At 68.0% G+C, this 15,798-nt stretch carries 18 protein-coding genes and 1 riboswitch; of the genes, 7 read left to right on the top strand and 11 right to left on the bottom strand.

Going from position 1 to position 15,798, the window contains the following annotated elements; translation table 11 throughout:
- Positions 1-2: 2 nt before the first annotated feature.
- Complete coding sequence (locus E6C76_RS17760; RefSeq protein ID WP_136349576.1) at positions 3-923, bottom strand: branched-chain amino acid ABC transporter permease; 921 nt, start codon at positions 921-923, stop codon at positions 3-5.
- Between the two features lie 34 nt (positions 924-957).
- Positions 958-2,118 carry an ABC transporter substrate-binding protein gene (locus E6C76_RS17755; protein WP_136349575.1) on the bottom strand — a complete coding sequence of 387 codons (1,161 nt, stop codon included), beginning with the start codon at positions 2,116-2,118 and terminating at the stop codon, positions 958-960.
- A 190-nt stretch (positions 2,119-2,308) separates the two neighbouring features.
- Here E6C76_RS17755 and ruvA point away from each other — a divergent pair, with 190 nt between their 5' ends.
- From ruvA to E6C76_RS17735, 4 genes are all read left to right on the top strand, one after another.
- Entirely contained in the window at positions 2,309-2,914 is a 606-nt protein-coding gene (ruvA, locus tag E6C76_RS17750; protein ID WP_136349574.1) for a Holliday junction branch migration protein RuvA, read from the top strand.
- A gap of 125 nt (positions 2,915-3,039) precedes the next feature.
- On the top strand, positions 3,040-3,855 hold the full coding sequence (locus E6C76_RS17745; RefSeq protein WP_136349573.1) for a THxN family PEP-CTERM protein: 816 nt from the start codon (positions 3,040-3,042) through the stop codon (positions 3,853-3,855).
- A 112-nt stretch (positions 3,856-3,967) separates the two neighbouring features.
- Positions 3,968-5,026 (top strand): Holliday junction branch migration DNA helicase RuvB, encoded by a 1,059-nt coding sequence (ruvB, locus tag E6C76_RS17740; protein ID WP_136349572.1) that lies wholly within the window; start codon positions 3,968-3,970, stop codon positions 5,024-5,026.
- Positions 5,027-5,048: 22 nt separating this feature from the next.
- Positions 5,049-5,384 (top strand): hypothetical protein, encoded by a 336-nt coding sequence (locus E6C76_RS17735; protein ID WP_136349571.1) that lies wholly within the window; start codon positions 5,049-5,051, stop codon positions 5,382-5,384.
- A 52-nt stretch (positions 5,385-5,436) separates the two neighbouring features.
- On the opposite strand, the gene E6C76_RS17730 is transcribed toward E6C76_RS17735, so the two are convergent.
- The 7 genes from E6C76_RS17730 to dapF all read right to left on the bottom strand — a co-directional run bounded on the left by E6C76_RS17730 (position 5,437) and on the right by dapF (position 10,622).
- On the bottom strand, positions 5,437-5,787 hold the full coding sequence (locus tag E6C76_RS17730; RefSeq protein WP_136349570.1) for a DUF2249 domain-containing protein: 351 nt from the start codon (positions 5,785-5,787) through the stop codon (positions 5,437-5,439).
- A gap of 149 nt (positions 5,788-5,936) precedes the next feature.
- Complete coding sequence (locus E6C76_RS17725; protein ID WP_136349569.1) at positions 5,937-7,127, bottom strand: class I SAM-dependent rRNA methyltransferase; 1,191 nt, start codon at positions 7,125-7,127, stop codon at positions 5,937-5,939.
- 78 nt (positions 7,128-7,205) lie between these two features.
- On the bottom strand, positions 7,206-7,430 hold the full coding sequence (locus E6C76_RS17720) for a hypothetical protein (RefSeq protein WP_136349568.1): 225 nt from the start codon (positions 7,428-7,430) through the stop codon (positions 7,206-7,208).
- Positions 7,431-7,442: 12 nt separating this feature from the next.
- Positions 7,443-7,946 (bottom strand): hypothetical protein, encoded by a 504-nt coding sequence (locus tag E6C76_RS17715; RefSeq protein WP_230976308.1) that lies wholly within the window; start codon positions 7,944-7,946, stop codon positions 7,443-7,445.
- Positions 7,947-8,164: 218 nt separating this feature from the next.
- Positions 8,165-9,085 carry a tyrosine recombinase XerC gene (gene xerC / locus E6C76_RS17710; RefSeq protein ID WP_136349567.1) on the bottom strand — a complete coding sequence of 307 codons (921 nt, stop codon included), beginning with the start codon at positions 9,083-9,085 and terminating at the stop codon, positions 8,165-8,167.
- Positions 9,086-9,097: 12 nt separating this feature from the next.
- On the bottom strand, positions 9,098-9,748 hold the full coding sequence (locus tag E6C76_RS17705) for a DUF484 family protein (RefSeq protein WP_136349566.1): 651 nt from the start codon (positions 9,746-9,748) through the stop codon (positions 9,098-9,100).
- A 40-nt stretch (positions 9,749-9,788) separates the two neighbouring features.
- Positions 9,789-10,622 carry a diaminopimelate epimerase gene (gene dapF / locus E6C76_RS17700; RefSeq protein WP_136349565.1) on the bottom strand — a complete coding sequence of 278 codons (834 nt, stop codon included), beginning with the start codon at positions 10,620-10,622 and terminating at the stop codon, positions 9,789-9,791.
- Between the two features lie 93 nt (positions 10,623-10,715).
- Here dapF and E6C76_RS17695 point away from each other — a divergent pair, with 93 nt between their 5' ends.
- The gene (locus E6C76_RS17695; RefSeq protein WP_136349564.1) at positions 10,716-10,976 is read left to right on the top strand and encodes a hypothetical protein; all 261 of its coding nucleotides are present in this window, start codon (positions 10,716-10,718) and stop codon (positions 10,974-10,976) included.
- Here E6C76_RS17695 and E6C76_RS17690 read toward each other — a convergent pair.
- Positions 10,970-11,893: a lysophospholipid acyltransferase family protein gene (locus E6C76_RS17690; protein ID WP_136349563.1), complete on the bottom strand. Its 924-nt coding sequence runs from the start codon at positions 11,891-11,893 to the stop codon at positions 10,970-10,972. The genes E6C76_RS17695 and E6C76_RS17690 overlap by 7 nt on opposite strands.
- Positions 11,890-12,759, bottom strand: coding sequence for a lysophospholipid acyltransferase family protein (locus E6C76_RS17685; protein ID WP_136349562.1), 870 nt, complete (start codon positions 12,757-12,759; stop codon positions 11,890-11,892). The genes E6C76_RS17690 and E6C76_RS17685 overlap by 4 nt, the downstream gene beginning before the upstream one ends.
- 210 nt (positions 12,760-12,969) lie before the next feature.
- Here E6C76_RS17685 and metK point away from each other — a divergent pair, with 210 nt between their 5' ends.
- The gene (metK, locus tag E6C76_RS17680; RefSeq protein WP_136349561.1) at positions 12,970-14,136 is read left to right on the top strand and encodes a methionine adenosyltransferase; all 1,167 of its coding nucleotides are present in this window, start codon (positions 12,970-12,972) and stop codon (positions 14,134-14,136) included.
- Between the two features lie 61 nt (positions 14,137-14,197).
- Positions 14,198-14,265, top strand: a riboswitch (S-adenosyl-L-homocysteine riboswitch).
- A gap of 79 nt (positions 14,266-14,344) precedes the next feature.
- A complete protein-coding gene (gene ahcY / locus E6C76_RS17675; RefSeq protein WP_136349560.1) occupies positions 14,345-15,754 on the top strand; it encodes an adenosylhomocysteinase in 1,410 nt (469 codons plus the stop codon).
- Positions 15,755-15,798 lie beyond the last annotated feature (44 nt).

Raw genomic sequence — 15,798 nt, 5'->3', positions numbered from 1 at the left:
CCTCACGCCCGGGCGGGGAACAGGCCCGCCGGCTTGAGCGTGAGCACGGCCGCCATCAGCACGTACATGGCGATGCCGGCCAGCGCCGGCCCCAGGTCCGCCGCCACCGAGGGCGGCAGCACCGCGCGCAGCGCCGGGGGCAGGAAGGCCCGCCCGGCGGTATCCACCAGACCGACCAGCAGCGCCGCGACGAAGGCGCCGCGAATCGAACCGATGCCGCCGATGACGATGACCACCAGGGCGGGAATCAGGATGGCCTCGCCCATGCCGATCTGCACCGCGCTGATGGGCGCCATCAGCGCGCCGGCCAGCGCCGCCAGCGCGGCCCCCAGGGCGAACACGAAGGCGAACACGCCGCCCACGCGCACGCCCATGTACTCCGCCATCTGGCGGTTGGACGCGCCGGCGCGCACCAGCATGCCGACGCGCGTGCGGCTCACCAGCAGGTACAGGCCCAGCGCGACCAGCAGGCCGGCGCCGATCAGCAGCAGGCGGTAGGCGGGATAGGGCAGGCCGTCGATGAGTTGCACCGGCCCGGCGAGCGCCGCAGGCGTGGAGGCCATCAGCGGTGCCACGCCCCAGATCGCCTTCACCGCGTCGTCGGCGATGAGGATGATGCCGAAGGTCGCCAGCACCTGCACCAGATGGTCGCGCCGGTAGAGGTGGCGCACCACCAGCACTTCCAGCAGCGCTGCCACCGCCACGGTGACCAGCACGGCCACCAGCACCGCCAGGGCGAAGCTGGCGCTGGCCTCATGCACGCGCGCGGCCACGTAGGCCCCGGCCATGTACAGCGAGCCGTGGGCCAGGTTCATGGTGTCCATGATGCCGAACACCAGCGTCAGGCCGGCGGCGATCAGGAACAGCATGAGGCCGTAGCCCAGGCCGTTGAGCAACTGCTCGAAGACGAAGATGGCGTCCATGGACGGGGGAAATGGTGCGCGCCGGACCGCCGCCTTACATCTTGCAGGCGCCGACGTAGGCGTCCTGGTGCTGTTCCAGGGTGATGCCGACCAGCTTGTTGGTCAGGCGGCCGTCGGCGTCCTTGCCGACTTCGCGCAGGTAGTAATTCTGCACCGGGTAGTTGTTGGCGCCGTAGCGGAACTCACCGCGCACCGACTGGAAGCTGGGGTTGCGCAGCGCCTTCAGCACGGCCTCGCGGTCCTGCACCTTGCCGCCCGCGTCGCGCACCGCCGCGTCCATGGCCATCAGCGTGTCGTAGGCCATCGCCGCATACACGGAAGGATAGCGGCCGTCGTACTTCTTGCGGAAGGCAGCGACGAATTCGGCATTGGCCGGCAGGTCGAGGTCGTGTGTCCAGTGCGCGGTGTTGAGCACGCCGATCATCGGTTCGCCCACGGCCTGGATCACGTCCTCGTCGGCGGAGAAGCCCGGCGCGATCAGCGGAATGTCCTTCAGGCCGCCGCCGACGTACTGCTTGACGAAGTTGATGCCCATGGCGCCGGGCAGGAAGAAGAACACCGCGTCCGGCCGCGCCGCGCGGATCTGCGCAATCTCGGCGGCGTAGTCGATCTGGCCGAGGCGGGTGTAGATCTCGTCCTTCACCGCGCCCGCGTACAGGCGCTTGAAGCCGTTGAGGTGGTCCTTGCCCGCCGGATAGTTGGGCGCGATCAGCACCACATTCTTGTAGCCCTTTTCGTTGGCGACCTTGCCGGCGGCCTCGTCGTAGGTGTCGTTCTGGTACTGGGCGAAGAAGTAGGGATTGCACTTGTCGCCCGCATACACGCTCGGGCCGGGGTTGCTGGACAGATAGGGCACCTTGGCGGCGAACAGCGCGGGGCCGACCGCCAGCGCGGCGTTCGAGCCGATCGGACCGGTGAAGAAGCTGATCTTGTCGCGCTGCAAATAGCGGGAGACCAACTGATTGGCCTGCTCCGGGCTGCCGCCGAAGTCGGTACGCAGGAATTCCGCTGGCTGGCCGCCGAGTTGGCCGCCGAGCTTCTCGATGGCCAGTTCGAAACCGTCGCGCGCCTCCGCGCCCAAGGCCGAAAACGGCCCGGAGATATCCAGCGCGATGCCGACCTTGATGGTGTCGGCATGGGCGGTGGCGGCGCAGCAAAGTGCCAGGGCTGCGGCGATCTTGTTCATGGACGGCATGGCGGTTTCCTCGTGGATGGGTGGGTGTCGGCCGGGCAGGACGAATGCTGGCCGGCCGCACAAGCGCCGAATTCTAGCGTGCGTGCCGCGCTTGCGGGGAACCCGGCCAGCCTGCACACCCGCGGAATCGGTGTCCGCGCGCCCAGCCTGATAGACTTGCAGCCGAATATTTCCACCACTGCCCTTTCCCATGATCGGACGACTCACCGGCACCCTGCTGGAAAAGAACCCGCCGCAAATCCTCATCGACGCCCACGGCGTCGGCTACGAAGTAGACGTACCGATGAGCACCTTCTATGGCCTGCCGGCCACCGGCCAGGCGGTAGTGCTGCACACCCATCTGGCCATCCGCGAGGACGGGCATTTCCTGTACGGCTTCGCCACCACCGAGGAGCGTGCTGCCTTCCGGCAACTGCTCAAGGTCTCCGGCATCGGCGCACGCACCGCCCTGGCGGTGCTCTCCGGCCTGTCGGTGAGCGATCTGGCGCAGGCCGTGGCCTTGCAGGAAGCCGGACGCCTCATCAAGGTGCCCGGCATCGGCAAGAAGACCGCCGAACGCCTGTTGCTCGAATTGCGCGACAAGCTGGGCGGCGCCCTGCCCACACTGGCCGGCAGCGCGATCCGCGCGGGCGCTCCCGCCACAGGCCCGGCGGACGCCAGGACCGACATCCTCAACGCCCTGCTCGCACTGGGCTACAACGAACGCGAAGCGCTCGGCGCGATGAAAGGCCTGGACGCCGGGGTCGGTGTCTCCGAGGGCATCCGGCTCGCGCTGCGCCATCTGTCGAAAGGCTAAGGCACGCACTGTCGGCGGCCTTTACAGCGCCCACCGGAAACTTATCTTTTCTCCTTATAAATCAATCTCAAAATCAGCAGGCACGAAGCCTGCTTGATGGGCCTCACAACCCTGGGAGGCCTATCATGAACAGCAAAACACTTCGCCAATTCACCACCGCCTGCGCACTGGCCCTGACCGCCTCGGCCTCGCACGCGGCCTTCATCAATACCTGGAGCTACACCATCGATCTGGCGTGGTCCACCGCGCCGGGCGCGACCACCTTCAGCGGCGGCGGCGGCTCGCAGACCATCACCAGTTCCCTGATCAGTTGGGGCGCCACCGGCGGCGACCATACCGACAACAGTCAGACGCCGGAGAACTCCCGCAGTGGCCTGCAGATCACCAATTCGCCGGCTTCCGGCTTCGTCGACACCAATGGCGGCCCGGCGCTGACCAACACGGTCACCCACTACAACAACGCCATCGGCGGCAACTACGCCACCCTGCAGACCGCGACCCTGGTCGCCAACGTGACGCTGACGCCGTACGATCCGGCCGGCGCCGCCCTGCCGGTGCTGGTCAATCCGTTCCAGATCTATTTCGTCGAAACCCCGAACAGCGCCGGCACCTGTCTGCCGGGCAGCACGACGGTGTGCGACGACGCATTCGTGCTGACCTTCGGCGCGCTCAACGACGAGTTCGAATACGACGGCTACACCTACTACGCCAGCATCTTCGAAGCCTCCGGCGCGCTCAACCCGCTGCCGCCCGCGGCGTGCGCCGCCGCCGGCACTTCCGCGCCCTGCATCGGCTTCATGACCCCGGAAGGCGCCTTCACCCCCGCGCAGTTCGCCTTCGTCATCACCTCCGAACCGCTGCAAGTGCCGGAACCGGGCGTGCTGGCGCTGCTGGGCATCGGCCTGGCCGGCCTGGGCGTGCTGCGCCGTCGCCGCGCCTGACCGGTTTCGCCCTTGCGGGCGGCCACGACGGGGAGCTTCGGCTCCCCGTTTTGTTTTTGCCGCGGACCATGCGGCGGCTCGCCCGGCACGGCCTTCGGCTACACTTCGCTCCATGATCGAAACCGACAAGCTCGCCGCCCCCCGCCTGATCTCCGCCCAGCCGGCCGACCGCCAGGAAGACGCCATCGAGCGCGCGCTGCGCCCGAAACGCCTGGCCGATTACGTCGGCCAGCAGAAGATCCGCGAGCAACTGGAAATCTTCATCCAGGCCGCGCGCGGGCGCGCCGAGGCGCTCGACCACGTGCTGCTGTTCGGCCCGCCGGGACTGGGCAAGACCACGCTGGCGCACATCGTCGCCGCCGAGATGGGCGTGAACCTGCGCCAGACTTCCGGCCCGGTGCTGGAACGCGCCGGCGACCTGGCCGCGCTGCTGACCAACCTGGAACCGCACGACGTGCTGTTCATCGACGAAATCCACCGCCTGTCGCCGGTGGTGGAGGAAATCCTCTACCCCGCGCTGGAGGATTTCCAGATCGACATCATGATCGGCGAAGGCCCGGCCGCACGCTCGGTGAAGCTCGACCTGCCGCCCTTCACCCTGGTCGGCGCCACCACCCGCGCCGGCATGCTGACCAACCCGCTGCGCGACCGCTTCGGCATCGTCGCCCGGCTGGAGTTCTACACGGCCGAGGAACTCGGCTACATCGTCGGCCGCTCGGCCGGCCTGCTCAACGTGGACATCGAGGACGCCGGCGCCTTCGAGATCGCCCGGCGCGCGCGCGGCACCCCGCGCATCGCCAACCGCCTGCTGCGCCGCGTGCGCGATTACGCCGAAGTGAAGGCCGGCGGGCGCATCACCGCCAAGGTGGCCGACGCGGCCTTGACCATGCTGGACGTGGACCACCTCGGACTGGACCTGATGGACCGCAAGCTGCTCGGCGCCATGCTGGAGAAGTTCGGCGGCGGCCCGGTGGGGCTGGACAACCTGGCCGCCTCGGTGGGCGAATCCACCGACACCATCGAGGACGTGCTGGAACCCTTCCTGATCCAGCAAGGCTATCTGCAGCGCACCCCGCGCGGGCGCATGGCCACGCCGGCCATCTGGCGGCACTTCGGCCTCACCCCGCCCGGCGCCGCGGCCAGCGGCGAGCTGTGGCCCGGCAGCAGCTGAACGGCCCCGCGCAGCGCGCGCCATGCGCACCTTCCAGGCCTTCGTCATCCTGCTGTGCGCCTTCGGCGGCGCCTGGCTGCTGAGCGGGCCGGAGTTCTTCATGCCCGCGCGCCACGACCCGTCGCATGGCGTGCAGTTCAGCGGCCTGTCGTCCCAGTTGCTCGGCCTTGCGCTGCTGCTGATTGGCGCGGCCGGACTCAGCGTGAAGCGCCATGCCGGGCAAGGCACCGGCAGGCCGCCTTCCAGCGCCTGGCAATGGCGCTACTTCGCGATGCTGATGCTCAGCCTGGCGCTGATCGGGACCGCCTATCAGCTGGGCGAGCCGATGCCCAGCCCGCACCACCAGACGCGGCCCTGAGCCTGTCTACGATTTTTTCGTAGCCACCGGAGCATCCGCCCCGGCCGCCGGCTCAGCCGCCGGAGCATCCGCAGCCGCCGCCCCCTCCGCCGCAGCCGCCACCGGTGGCCGGCGCGGGCGCCTCGGCTGCCGGCGGCTGCGCGCGCGCGGACAAGGTGATGGTGAAGTCGATGACCACGCGCTCCGCTTCGCGCGAGATGTACTCGATGCTCACCTGATCGCCGTAACGCTGGCGGATCTGGCCGAGCAGCGGCAGCGGATCGTGATCGTTCACGAAGCGCATGGTTTCGCCGTCCATCAGCGCTTCCAGCGCGCCGAAGATCGCCGCGTGGCGGAAGCGCTTGGCCACGCCGCGCGCGTCGAAGGGAAAGGAGGTGTCGTTGAGCAGGGGCAACTCGTTCATGGATGCGCTCTCTTGGGATTGGGAGTGCGCCACCCGTTGGCCGGGTGGTCGCTGGAGGGCATCCTAGGCAGCTGCATGCGGCCGCGCCTTGAGGCAGAACAAGAATTTGCAGCCGCCCGGAGCCTGGCTACGCTCCTTTGCCGGGGCCCTCAGCCGATCTGGCAGGCCAGCCCCTTGAGGTACTCGCCCTCTGGCACCGCGAGCCCGACCGGGTGATCCGCAGCGGCGGCCAGACGGTGCAGGATGCGCGCCTCCACGCCGGCATCGACCGCCGCGCCGGCGACGATCTTCTGGAACAGTTCGAGCCCGACGCCGCCGGAGCACGAATAGGTCATCAGGATGCCGCCGGGTTCGAGCAGCCGGAAGGCCTGCAGGTTGATGTCCTTGTAGGCGCGCGCGGCGCGCTCGGCATGCGCGGCGGACGGCGCGAACTTGGGCGGGTCGAGCACGATCAGCTCGAAGCGCCGGCCTTCCGCGCGCAGCGCGCGCAGGGCATCGAACACGTCGTCCTCGCGCCATTCGGCGCGTGCCGCATCGAGTTGCGGATTGAGCGCCAGATTGCGCGCGCCGACGGCCAGCGCGGGCCCGGAAGAATCGATGGACAGTACCGCTGCGGCGCCCCCGGCCAGTGCCTGCAGCGAGAAGCCGCCGGTGTAGCAGAAGCAGTTCAGCACCCGCCGCCCCGCCGCCAGGCGGCCGGTGAGCAGGCGGTTGTCACGCTGGTCGAGGTAGAAGCCGGTCTTGTGTCCGCCGGCCACGTCCACTTCCATGGTGACGCCGTTCTCGACGATGGTCAGCGTGCCTTCCGGCGCCTCGCCATAGGCCCAGCCGGCCACCGGCTGCAGCCCTTCCAGCGCACGCACGTCGGAATCCGAGCGTTCATACACCGCGCGGCAACCCGTGGCCGCGACCAGCGCGGCGACGATGGCGTCGCGCCATTTGTCCGCGCCCGCGCTAGTCAGTTGCACCACCACCACCTCGCCGTAGCGGTCGGCGATGACGCCCGGCAGGCCATCCGATTCACCGTGGATCAGGCGCACGCCATCCTGCCCGACGAGCAGCGGATGGGTGGCGCGGCGGGCGACCGAGCGTGCAACCTGGCGCTTGAAGAAGGCGTGGTCAATGGCGCCATCGTCGTCGAAGCTCCACACCCGCGCACGGATCTGCGAGGCCGGCGACCAGGCCGCGCGCGCCAGCACGCGGCCTTCCGCACTCACCACCTCGACGGTGTCGCCGGGACGCGCCCGCCCGTCCAGACGCTCCACCGATCCGGCGAAGATCCAGGGATGGCGGCGCAGCAGCGAGCGCTCCTTGCCGGCTTTGAGGATGAGACGGGCCATGATCGGACGGAAAAAAGGCGGGGCCGGAAGTCTACCCGCTCTCGCGGCTTGCGGTCACGCACGACGAGGGCAAGATGCTCAGTGCCGGGGCGGCACCCGGATGGCCAGCATGTCGCGGCGCAGGGCGAGCAGGCTGCGCAAGGCCTCGGCGACCGGCGCGGAAAGGTGCCGGGTGGTCTCGTCGTGGCTTTCCAGATTTTCCAGCAGCTGGTTGAAGTCGTCGCAGGCCAGTCCCGCGTCCGCGCAGATGGCCAGCACCTCGCTTTCGAGTATCTGCACGATGCGGCGGGCCCGTGTTTCCATGGCCTTGGCGCGTCAGCGTCCCATCAAGCGTCGTGCGCGGTCGGCAATGGCGAGCAACTCCGGCAATTCGCGCGAGTAGAGCAATTCACCGAACTTGGCCAGGGCCTCGGAACTGACGTACAGATGACCGTTATGGCGACGGTTGATCCAGCCCAGTTCGATCAACCGGGCGATCTTGCGGCGCACGGTCTCGCGCGGCAATCCGGTGGCCGCCGCGATGGAATACGCGTTGCACGGCCGCAGGCTGCGGGTATCGCACGGTTCGTCGCGATCGAGCGGCCGGGCACTGACCTCCTTGCCGTTCTCCAGCTCGCCCAGGTTATGCAGGGCAATCTCCCCCAGCAGGATGGGCAGCAGAATGTCGCGCTCGAACTCCTCGAAGATGCGCTTGAGATTGCGCACCTCGTAGCGCGCCAGCAGCAACGCGACGGAACGGAACACGCGCTGGGCCTCTGCCCGCGTCGCATCGTCCGATCGCTTGTCTGCTCGATCTGTTGGGGTCAATGTAGTTGTCATGTTGTTTGCGCTCCCATACCCCTGCATGCAGAGGCCTCCCCGGGGCTGGCACTGGCAGCTGTATCGCGCCGAGAATACCCGATGACCATTCGCCCCGAAGAGCCCTCAATGCCCAACTTGGGCAGACCCCGAAACACCACGGTCCTGCCACCCCGGCGTGCCTCCTCCGTCTTGTACCCCCTGCCAGTCGAACGACATGGCGTGCAGGCCGCAGTCGGCTAAGCTCCCCCCCGTTTGCGTGCCCGTGGATGGGCCGCGTCATAGACCTTGGCCAGATGCTGAAAATCGAGGTGTGTGTACACCTGTGTGCTCTGAATGCTGGCATGCCCCAGCAGTTCCTGCACCGCGCGCAGGTCGCCGCTCGACTGCAGCACGTGGCTGGCGAAGCTGTGCCGCAGCATGTGCGGATGGACATGCACGCCCAGCCCGGATTCGCGCGCCCAGCGCGCCAGGCGGGTCCGCACGGCGGCGGTGCTCAGACGGGCGCCCTGGCGGCTGACGAACAGCGCCGTCTCATCCACGCACGCCAGGGTCGGACGAACCTCCAGCCAGGCGCGCAAAGCCTCCAGCGCCTTTCCACCGACCGGCACAGTGCGCGTCTTGGAGCGCTTGCCGGTCACCGTGAGCATGCCTTCGCCCAGTTCGTGCGCAGCGTCGAGATTCAGCGCGGCCAGTTCGGCCACACGCAGCCCGGATGAATACAGCAGCTCGAACATCGCACGGTCACGCAGGCCCAATGCCCCGTCCACGGGCTGCGTATCGAGCAGGGCGGCAGCCTGATCCGGCGTCAGCGCCTTGGGCAGACGGCGCGGAGCACGGGGTGGACGCACGCCTTCGGCGGGGTTGGCGGGCAGACCGCGATGGCGCACCAGCCAGTTGAACAGGCCGCGCCAGGCCGACAGGCGCCGCGCGATCGAACGCCCGCCCAGCCCCTCCGCATGCAGGCGGGCGACGAAGCGGCGGATATCGTGGGTACCCAGGCTTTCGGGGGGGCGGGCTTCGGCAAGCCTGCACAGGGCCAGCAGGTCGCCCCGGTAACTGTCCAGCGTGTGTCCGGCCGCCCGGCGCTGGGTGGCGAGCCAGCCGAGATAGGCCTCACCCCACTCCGGCAAGGCCTTGGGATCGTCGGGCGGCGCCACGGCGAGGGCGCGTCAGCCGAGCTGGCGCAGCAGGGCGGTGGACACCAGGTCGCCGATGCGGCCGAGGTAGAGCGTACCCATGCCGGCGTAGAAGCGTTCGGCTTCTTCGCTGCCCAGCGCCAGCAGACCGAACACCTGGGCGCCACGGTGCAGCGGCACCAGGGCCACCGAACGCACGTGCGGCGCCCCCTCGCCGAACCAGCCGACGATCTCGATATTGCCCGGCGCGCCGCAGTACGGGTGGCGCAGGTCGCCGGCAAAGAAACGCGCGGCCTCGCTGACTTCGGAGAAATCCTCGCCTTCGTGGGTGATCACACTGTTCCAGATGCGCAGCGCGACGCGCGGCACCGCGAAGTCTTCCTGCAGGTTGTGGAACAAGGCGTGGCGCAGGGACTCGTAGTCGGACGCTTCCAGCAGGGCGACGCACAGGCGGTGCACTTTCTCGCCGATTTCGTCGTTTTCCTCGCCGAAGCGGATCAATTCGGCGAGCTTGCCCTCAAGCTGGCGGATCTTGTCACGCAGCGCGTGCAACTGGCGCTCGGCTAGCGAGATGGCCTGCCCGCCATGCGGGTGCGGTACGGTCAGTTCGGTGAACAGCTCGCCATGTTCGGCGAGGAAATCGGGGTGATCCTTGAGATAACGGACGACGTCGTCGGCATTCATCAGCATGAGCTCCTGCACCCCGGCCGGGGCCGGTGGGATATCAGGCGAGTTCGAACTCGCCCTCGAATACGGTGACCGCGGGCCCGGTCATGCGCACCGGCGTACCCGGGCCGTCCCAGGCGATGCTCAGTGATCCGCCGCGCGTATCCACGCGTACCGGCGAGTCCAGCAGGCCGCGCAGGATGCCGGCCACCACCGCCGCGCAGGCACCGGTGCCGCAGGCCAGGGTTTCCCCCGCGCCGCGCTCGTACACCCGCAGGCGGATGTGCGTGGGGGCCACCACCTGCATGAAGCCGGCGTTGACGCGCGCGGGGAAGCGTTCGTGGCGTTCGATCAGCGGCCCCTGCCCGGTGACCGGCGCGTCATCGACGTCGGCGACCACCTGCACGGCGTGGGGGTTGCCCATCGACACGGCGGTGATCGCCACCGTGGCGTCGCCTACCTGCAGCGGCTGGACCACCGCGTCGGAGTCGGACACGAAGGGCACGCGCGCCGGCTCCAGCACCGGCACGCCCATGTCCACGGTGACCTGTCCGTCGTCCTCAAGGCGCGGCACGATGATGCCCGCGCGCGTCTCCACGCGGATCTCGCGCTTGGCGGTCAGCCCCTTCTCATGCACGAAGCGCACGAAGCAGCGCGCACCGTTGCCGCATTGCTCCACCTCGCCGCCGTCGGCGTTGAAGATGCGATAGCGGAAATCGACACCGGACTGGCTGGCCGGCTCGACCACCAGCAACTGGTCGCAGCCGACACCGAAATGGCGGTCGGCGATGCGGCGCACCCGCTCGGCGGACAGATCGACCGGCGCGCGGGTGGCATCGAGCACGACGAAGTCGTTGCCGAGGCCGTGCATCTTGGTGAAACGCTGGGACATGAGGGGTTTCCGCGAGGCTGTAATGAATCATTCTCCCCCAGCCTCCGCGCAGCGTCCACCGCGCCAGACGCCGTATGCGAGAATGGCCGGACGATGTCCCGCTCGCGCACCGCCCTTCCACTCGCCACCTGGCTGCTCGGCCTGCCGGGCCTGTGCTGCCTGCTCCTCGGCCTGATCCTGCTGGCCGGCGATTTCGCCCGGCTGCACCCACTGCTCGGCGGTCCCGCCGCCGGACTGGCGCTGCTGGTGTCGGCAATCGCCTTGCTGGGCAGCGCGGCGTTTCCCTTCGCCTTGCGCCGCCTGGCGGAACAGGACCGCCCGGCCGACGACATCCGCACACCGCCGGCTCAGTAAGGCTTTGCCTCACCCTCGGGGCGCGTCTTGAAGCGCCGGTGCACCCAGTAATACTGCTCGGGCATGGTGCGGATCACCTCTTCCAGCCAGCGGTTCATCCGCGCGGTGTCGGCCTCGACATCGGCCGTCGGGAAATCCGTCCACGCTTCGCCCAGCTCGACCCGGTAACCCTGCCCGCCCGGCAGCATGCGCGCCACGCAGGGCACCACGGCCGCACCGGTCAAACGCGCAACGCGCGACAGCCCCGTGATGGTGGCCGCCTGTACGCCGAAAAACGGCACGAAGATGGAGTCCTTGCGGCGATAGTCCATGTCCGGCAGGTAATAGAACGGCCGCCCCTGCTTCATGCCGCGCACCGCAGCGCGCACGCCCTCTTCGCGCGCAACCAGCAACTGGTTGCCAAAGCGGCTGCGCCCATGCCATAGCCAGCGCTCGAACACCGGATTGTTCTGGTTCGCATAGATGCTGACGATGTCGAAGGACATCGTGACCCGGGTACCGGCCATATCCAGCCCGACGAAATGCGGAGTCAGCAGAATCACCGGGCGACCACTGGTCAGCAGGCCGCGCAGGCGCTCTTCCCCTTCCAGCCGCACGATGCGCTCCATGCGCGCCCGCGGCGCCCACCAGGCAAGGCTGCGCTCCAGCAGGCTGCGGCCCAGCACATGGAAATGGCGGCGCGCCAGCACTTCACGTTCGCCTTCGCCCAATTCCGGGAAGCAAAGCCGCAGATTGGTGCGCACGACATGCCGTCGAGCGCCGGCCAGGCGAAACAGCAATTCCCCCAGCATGCCACCGAGCGGAGCAAGGACCGACAGCGGCAACCAGTGCAACGCCCACAGCACCGCCACGCCGGCATGGCTGACGGCACGCGACAACACGCCGGAACCATCTGGTGCGCCCCGATCCGTGCTCATGCCGCAGCCTCCGCCTCGCCCGGCCCGGGCACTCCGCGCGGACGCTTGTAGCGGTCGTATCCCCACAGATACTGCACCGGACAAGCCAGCACCAGACGCTCGATCTCGCGATTGATGGTCGCGCAGCGCTCGGCCAGTTCGCCCTGCAACACTTCCTGTCCGGCACTGAAGCGCAGCACGTAGCCCTCGCCACGCGGCAGACGCTCGGCCCACACGTAGATCACCCGAACGCCCTTGACCTCGGCCATGCGCGCGGCCAGGGTCATGGTCCACGCCGGCCGGCCGAAGAACGGCGCCCACACGCCCTCGCCGACCCCCGGCGCCTGATCGGGCAGCATGCCGACCGATTCACGGCTGCGCAGGGTCTTGACCAACTTGCGCACCCCAGCGATGTCCGCCGGTGCGGTGCTCATCTGCCCGCGCGCCCGCCCGGCCTGCATCAGCGGCCCCAACGCGGCATGGCGCGGCGGACGGTAAAGCACGGTGATCGGCGCATGCGCGGCGATGTACTGCGCGGTGATCTCGAAGCAGCCCAGATGCGGGGTGAGGAACAGCATGCCACCACCGCCGGCCAGCGCCTCCTCGACCAGTTCCCAGCCTTCCACCCTGCGAACCGCGCCGACCACCTCGGCGGCCGGGCGCAGCCACAGCCAGGGCAGTTCGAGCGCCTGGCAACCGGCCTGGCGCGCGGCCTCGCGGGCCAGGGCCGGATCCGGGCGGCCAAGGGCGCCCGCGAGGTTTGCCTCCAGGCGGCGGCGATAGGTCGCATCGAAACGATAAACCAGCGAGCCGGCGAGGCCGCCGAGACGATGCAGCCAGGCCAACGGCAGACGCGAGAGGACACGGAACAACAGGGTAGTGAACATGCGCGAACGGGCGTTCCGGACCGGATGCGGTTTGACCCGGCTGGTTCAAAACGTATAATTATCCCCTAGCCGCCGAGTTAACACGACAACTTGCAGGGCGGCGCCGTATCCGGCACCACAAATTCTGCTAAAGCGTCCGCTGCTCGACGAAATCCCCGGAGCCGGCCAAGACGCCGAGTCACCGGGGATTTTGTGTTTCTGGAGCAGTGCATGTCCAAAGAATTCCTCTTCACCTCCGAGTCGGTTTCCGAAGGCCATCCGGACAAGGTCGCCGACCAGGTCTCCGACGGCGTGCTCGACGCCATCCTGGCCGAGGACCCGAAGGCCCGCGTGGCCTGCGAAACCCTGGTATCCACCGGTCTGGTGGTCATTTCCGGCGAAATCACCACCAGCGCGCATCCGAACTACCGCGAGATTGCCCAGGACGTGATCCGCCGCATCGGCTACAACGATTCCGACATCGGCTTCGACTACAAGAGCTGCGCGGTGCTCGCGGCGATCAACCGCCAGTCCGCCGACATCGCCCAGGGCGTGAATGAAGGCGAAGGCCTGGATCTCGACCAGGGTGCCGGCGACCAGGGCCTGATGTTCGGCTTCGCCACCAACGAAACCCCCAGCCTGATGCCGCTGCCGATCTACTACGCGCACCGCATCATGCAGCGCCAGGCGGAGGTGCGTAAGGACGGCCGCCTGCCCTGGCTGCGCCCGGACGCCAAGAGCCAGCTCACGGTGAAGTACGTGGACGGCAAGCCGGCGGCCATCGACACCGTGGTGGTATCCACCCAGCACGCCCCGGACGTCTCGCACTCCCAGCTTTCCGAAGCGGTGATCGAAGAAATCATCAAGCCGGTGCTGCCCAAGGAGCTGATGCAGGGCGAGGTGCGCTACCTGATCAACCCGACCGGCCGCTTCGTCATCGGCGGCCCGCACGGCGACTGCGGCCTGACCGGGCGCAAGATCATCGTCGACACCTATGGCGGCGCGGCCCACCACGGCGGCGGCGCGTTCTCCGGCAAGGACCCCTCCAAGGTGGACCGCTCGGCCGCCTACGCCGGCCGCTACGTGGCCAAGAACGTGGTGGCCGCCGGCCTGGCCGACAAGTGCGAGGTGCAGGTAGCCTATGCCATCGGCGTGGCCAAGCCGGTTTCGCTGATGGTGAACACCTTCGGCACCGGCAAGGTCAGTGACGAAAAGATCGTCGAACTGATCCGCGCCCACTTCGACCTGCGCCCCAAGGCCATCATCCAGACCCTGGACCTGCTGCGCCCGATCTACTCCAAGACCGCCGCCTACGGCCATTTCGGCCGCGACGAGCCGGAATTCACCTGGGAGCAGACCGACAAGGCCGCCGCGCTGAAGGCCGCTGCCGGACTGTAAGATCTGTCCGACCGTGGCGATGCGTGCGACACGGCACGCATCGCCACGGCTATAATTCCCGTTCGCCGAGGAGCGCTGCGAGACGATTCCGTCCCAGGCTCGGCCTCTTCAGAACCGCGCTCGCCTTACACAACCCGTGCCGGGCACGGGGTGACGAGGTGAGCCCACCGCAGCACCCCCTCCCGGCCACACGTTCAAGGAATCCGACATGAACACTGTGGCTGACACCAAGGATTACGTGGTCGCCGACCTGTCGCTCGCCGACTGGGGCCGCAAGGAAATCCGCATCGCCGAAACCGAGATGCCTGGCCTGATGGCCATCCGCGAGGAATTCGCGGCCAAGCAGCCGCTCAAGGGCGCACGCATCACCGGTTCACTGCACATGACCATCCAGACCGCGGTGCTGATCGAGACGCTCACCGCGCTGGGCGCCGAAGTGCGCTGGGCCTCGTGCAACATCTTCTCCACGCAGGATCACGCCGCCGCCGCCATCGCCGCCGCCGGCATTCCGGTGTTCGCCGTGAAGGGCGAGTCGCTGGGGGACTACTGGAATTACACCCACCGCATCTTCGAGTGGACCGACGGTGGTTACAGCAACATGATCCTCGACGACGGCGGCGACGCCACGCTGCTGCTGCACCTGGGCGCCCGCGCCGAGCATGATCTCTCGGTGCTCGACAAGCCGGACAGCGAAGAGGCCGAAGTGCTGTTCGCCTCCATCAAGGCCAAGCTGAAGACCGATCCGAGCTGGTACTCCACCCGCCTGGCGCAGATCAAGGGCGTCACCGAAGAGACCACCACCGGCGTGCACCGTCTGTACCAGATGCACGCCAAGGGCGAGTTGAAGTTCCCGGCCATCAACGTCAACGACTCGGTCACCAAGTCCAAGTTCGACAACCTCTACGGCTGCCGCGAATCGCTGGTGGACGGCATCAAGCGCGCCACCGACGTGATGATCGCCGGCAAGATCGGCGTGGTGCTCGGCTACGGCGACGTGGGCAAGGGCTGCGCGCAGTCCCTGCGCGGCCTCGGCGCCACCGTGTGGGTCACAGAGATCGACCCGATCTGCGCACTGCAGGCGGCGATGGAAGGCTTCCGCGTGGTCACCATGGAAGACGCCGCCGCGCTCGGCGACATCTTCGTCACCACCACCGGCAACGTCGGCGTGATCACCCACGATCACATGAAGGCGATGAAGAACAACGCCATCGTGTGCAACATCGGCCACTTCGACTCCGAGATCGAAGTCGCCAGCCTGCGCCAGTACCAGTGGGAGAACATCAAGCCGCAGGTCGACCACATCATCTTCCCGGATGACAAGCGCATCATCCTGCTGGCCGAAGGCCGCCTGGTGAACCTGGGCTGCGCCACCGGCCACCCCAGCTTCGTGATGAGCAACTCCTTCGCCAACCAGACCCTGGCGCAGATCGAGCTGTACACCAAGACCGGCGAATATCCGGTGGGTGTGTACGTGCTGCCCAAGCTGCTGGATGAAATGGTCGCCCGCCTGCACCTGAAGAAGATCGGCGCCCATCTCACCACCCTGAGCCAGGCCCAGGCCGATTACATCGGCGTGCCGGTGAAGGGGCCCTACAAGCCCGACCACTATCGTTATTGATTGACCCGCATGTGGCAAGCGCTCCACAATGGTTCCATTGCGGA

Source organism: Pseudothauera nasutitermitis (genome assembly GCF_004801295.1).
Classification (GTDB): Bacteria; Pseudomonadota; Gammaproteobacteria; order Burkholderiales; family Rhodocyclaceae; genus Pseudothauera; species Pseudothauera nasutitermitis.
Note: the sequence above shows the minus strand (reverse complement) of the source record. Positions and strands in the feature narration are given on the sequence as shown.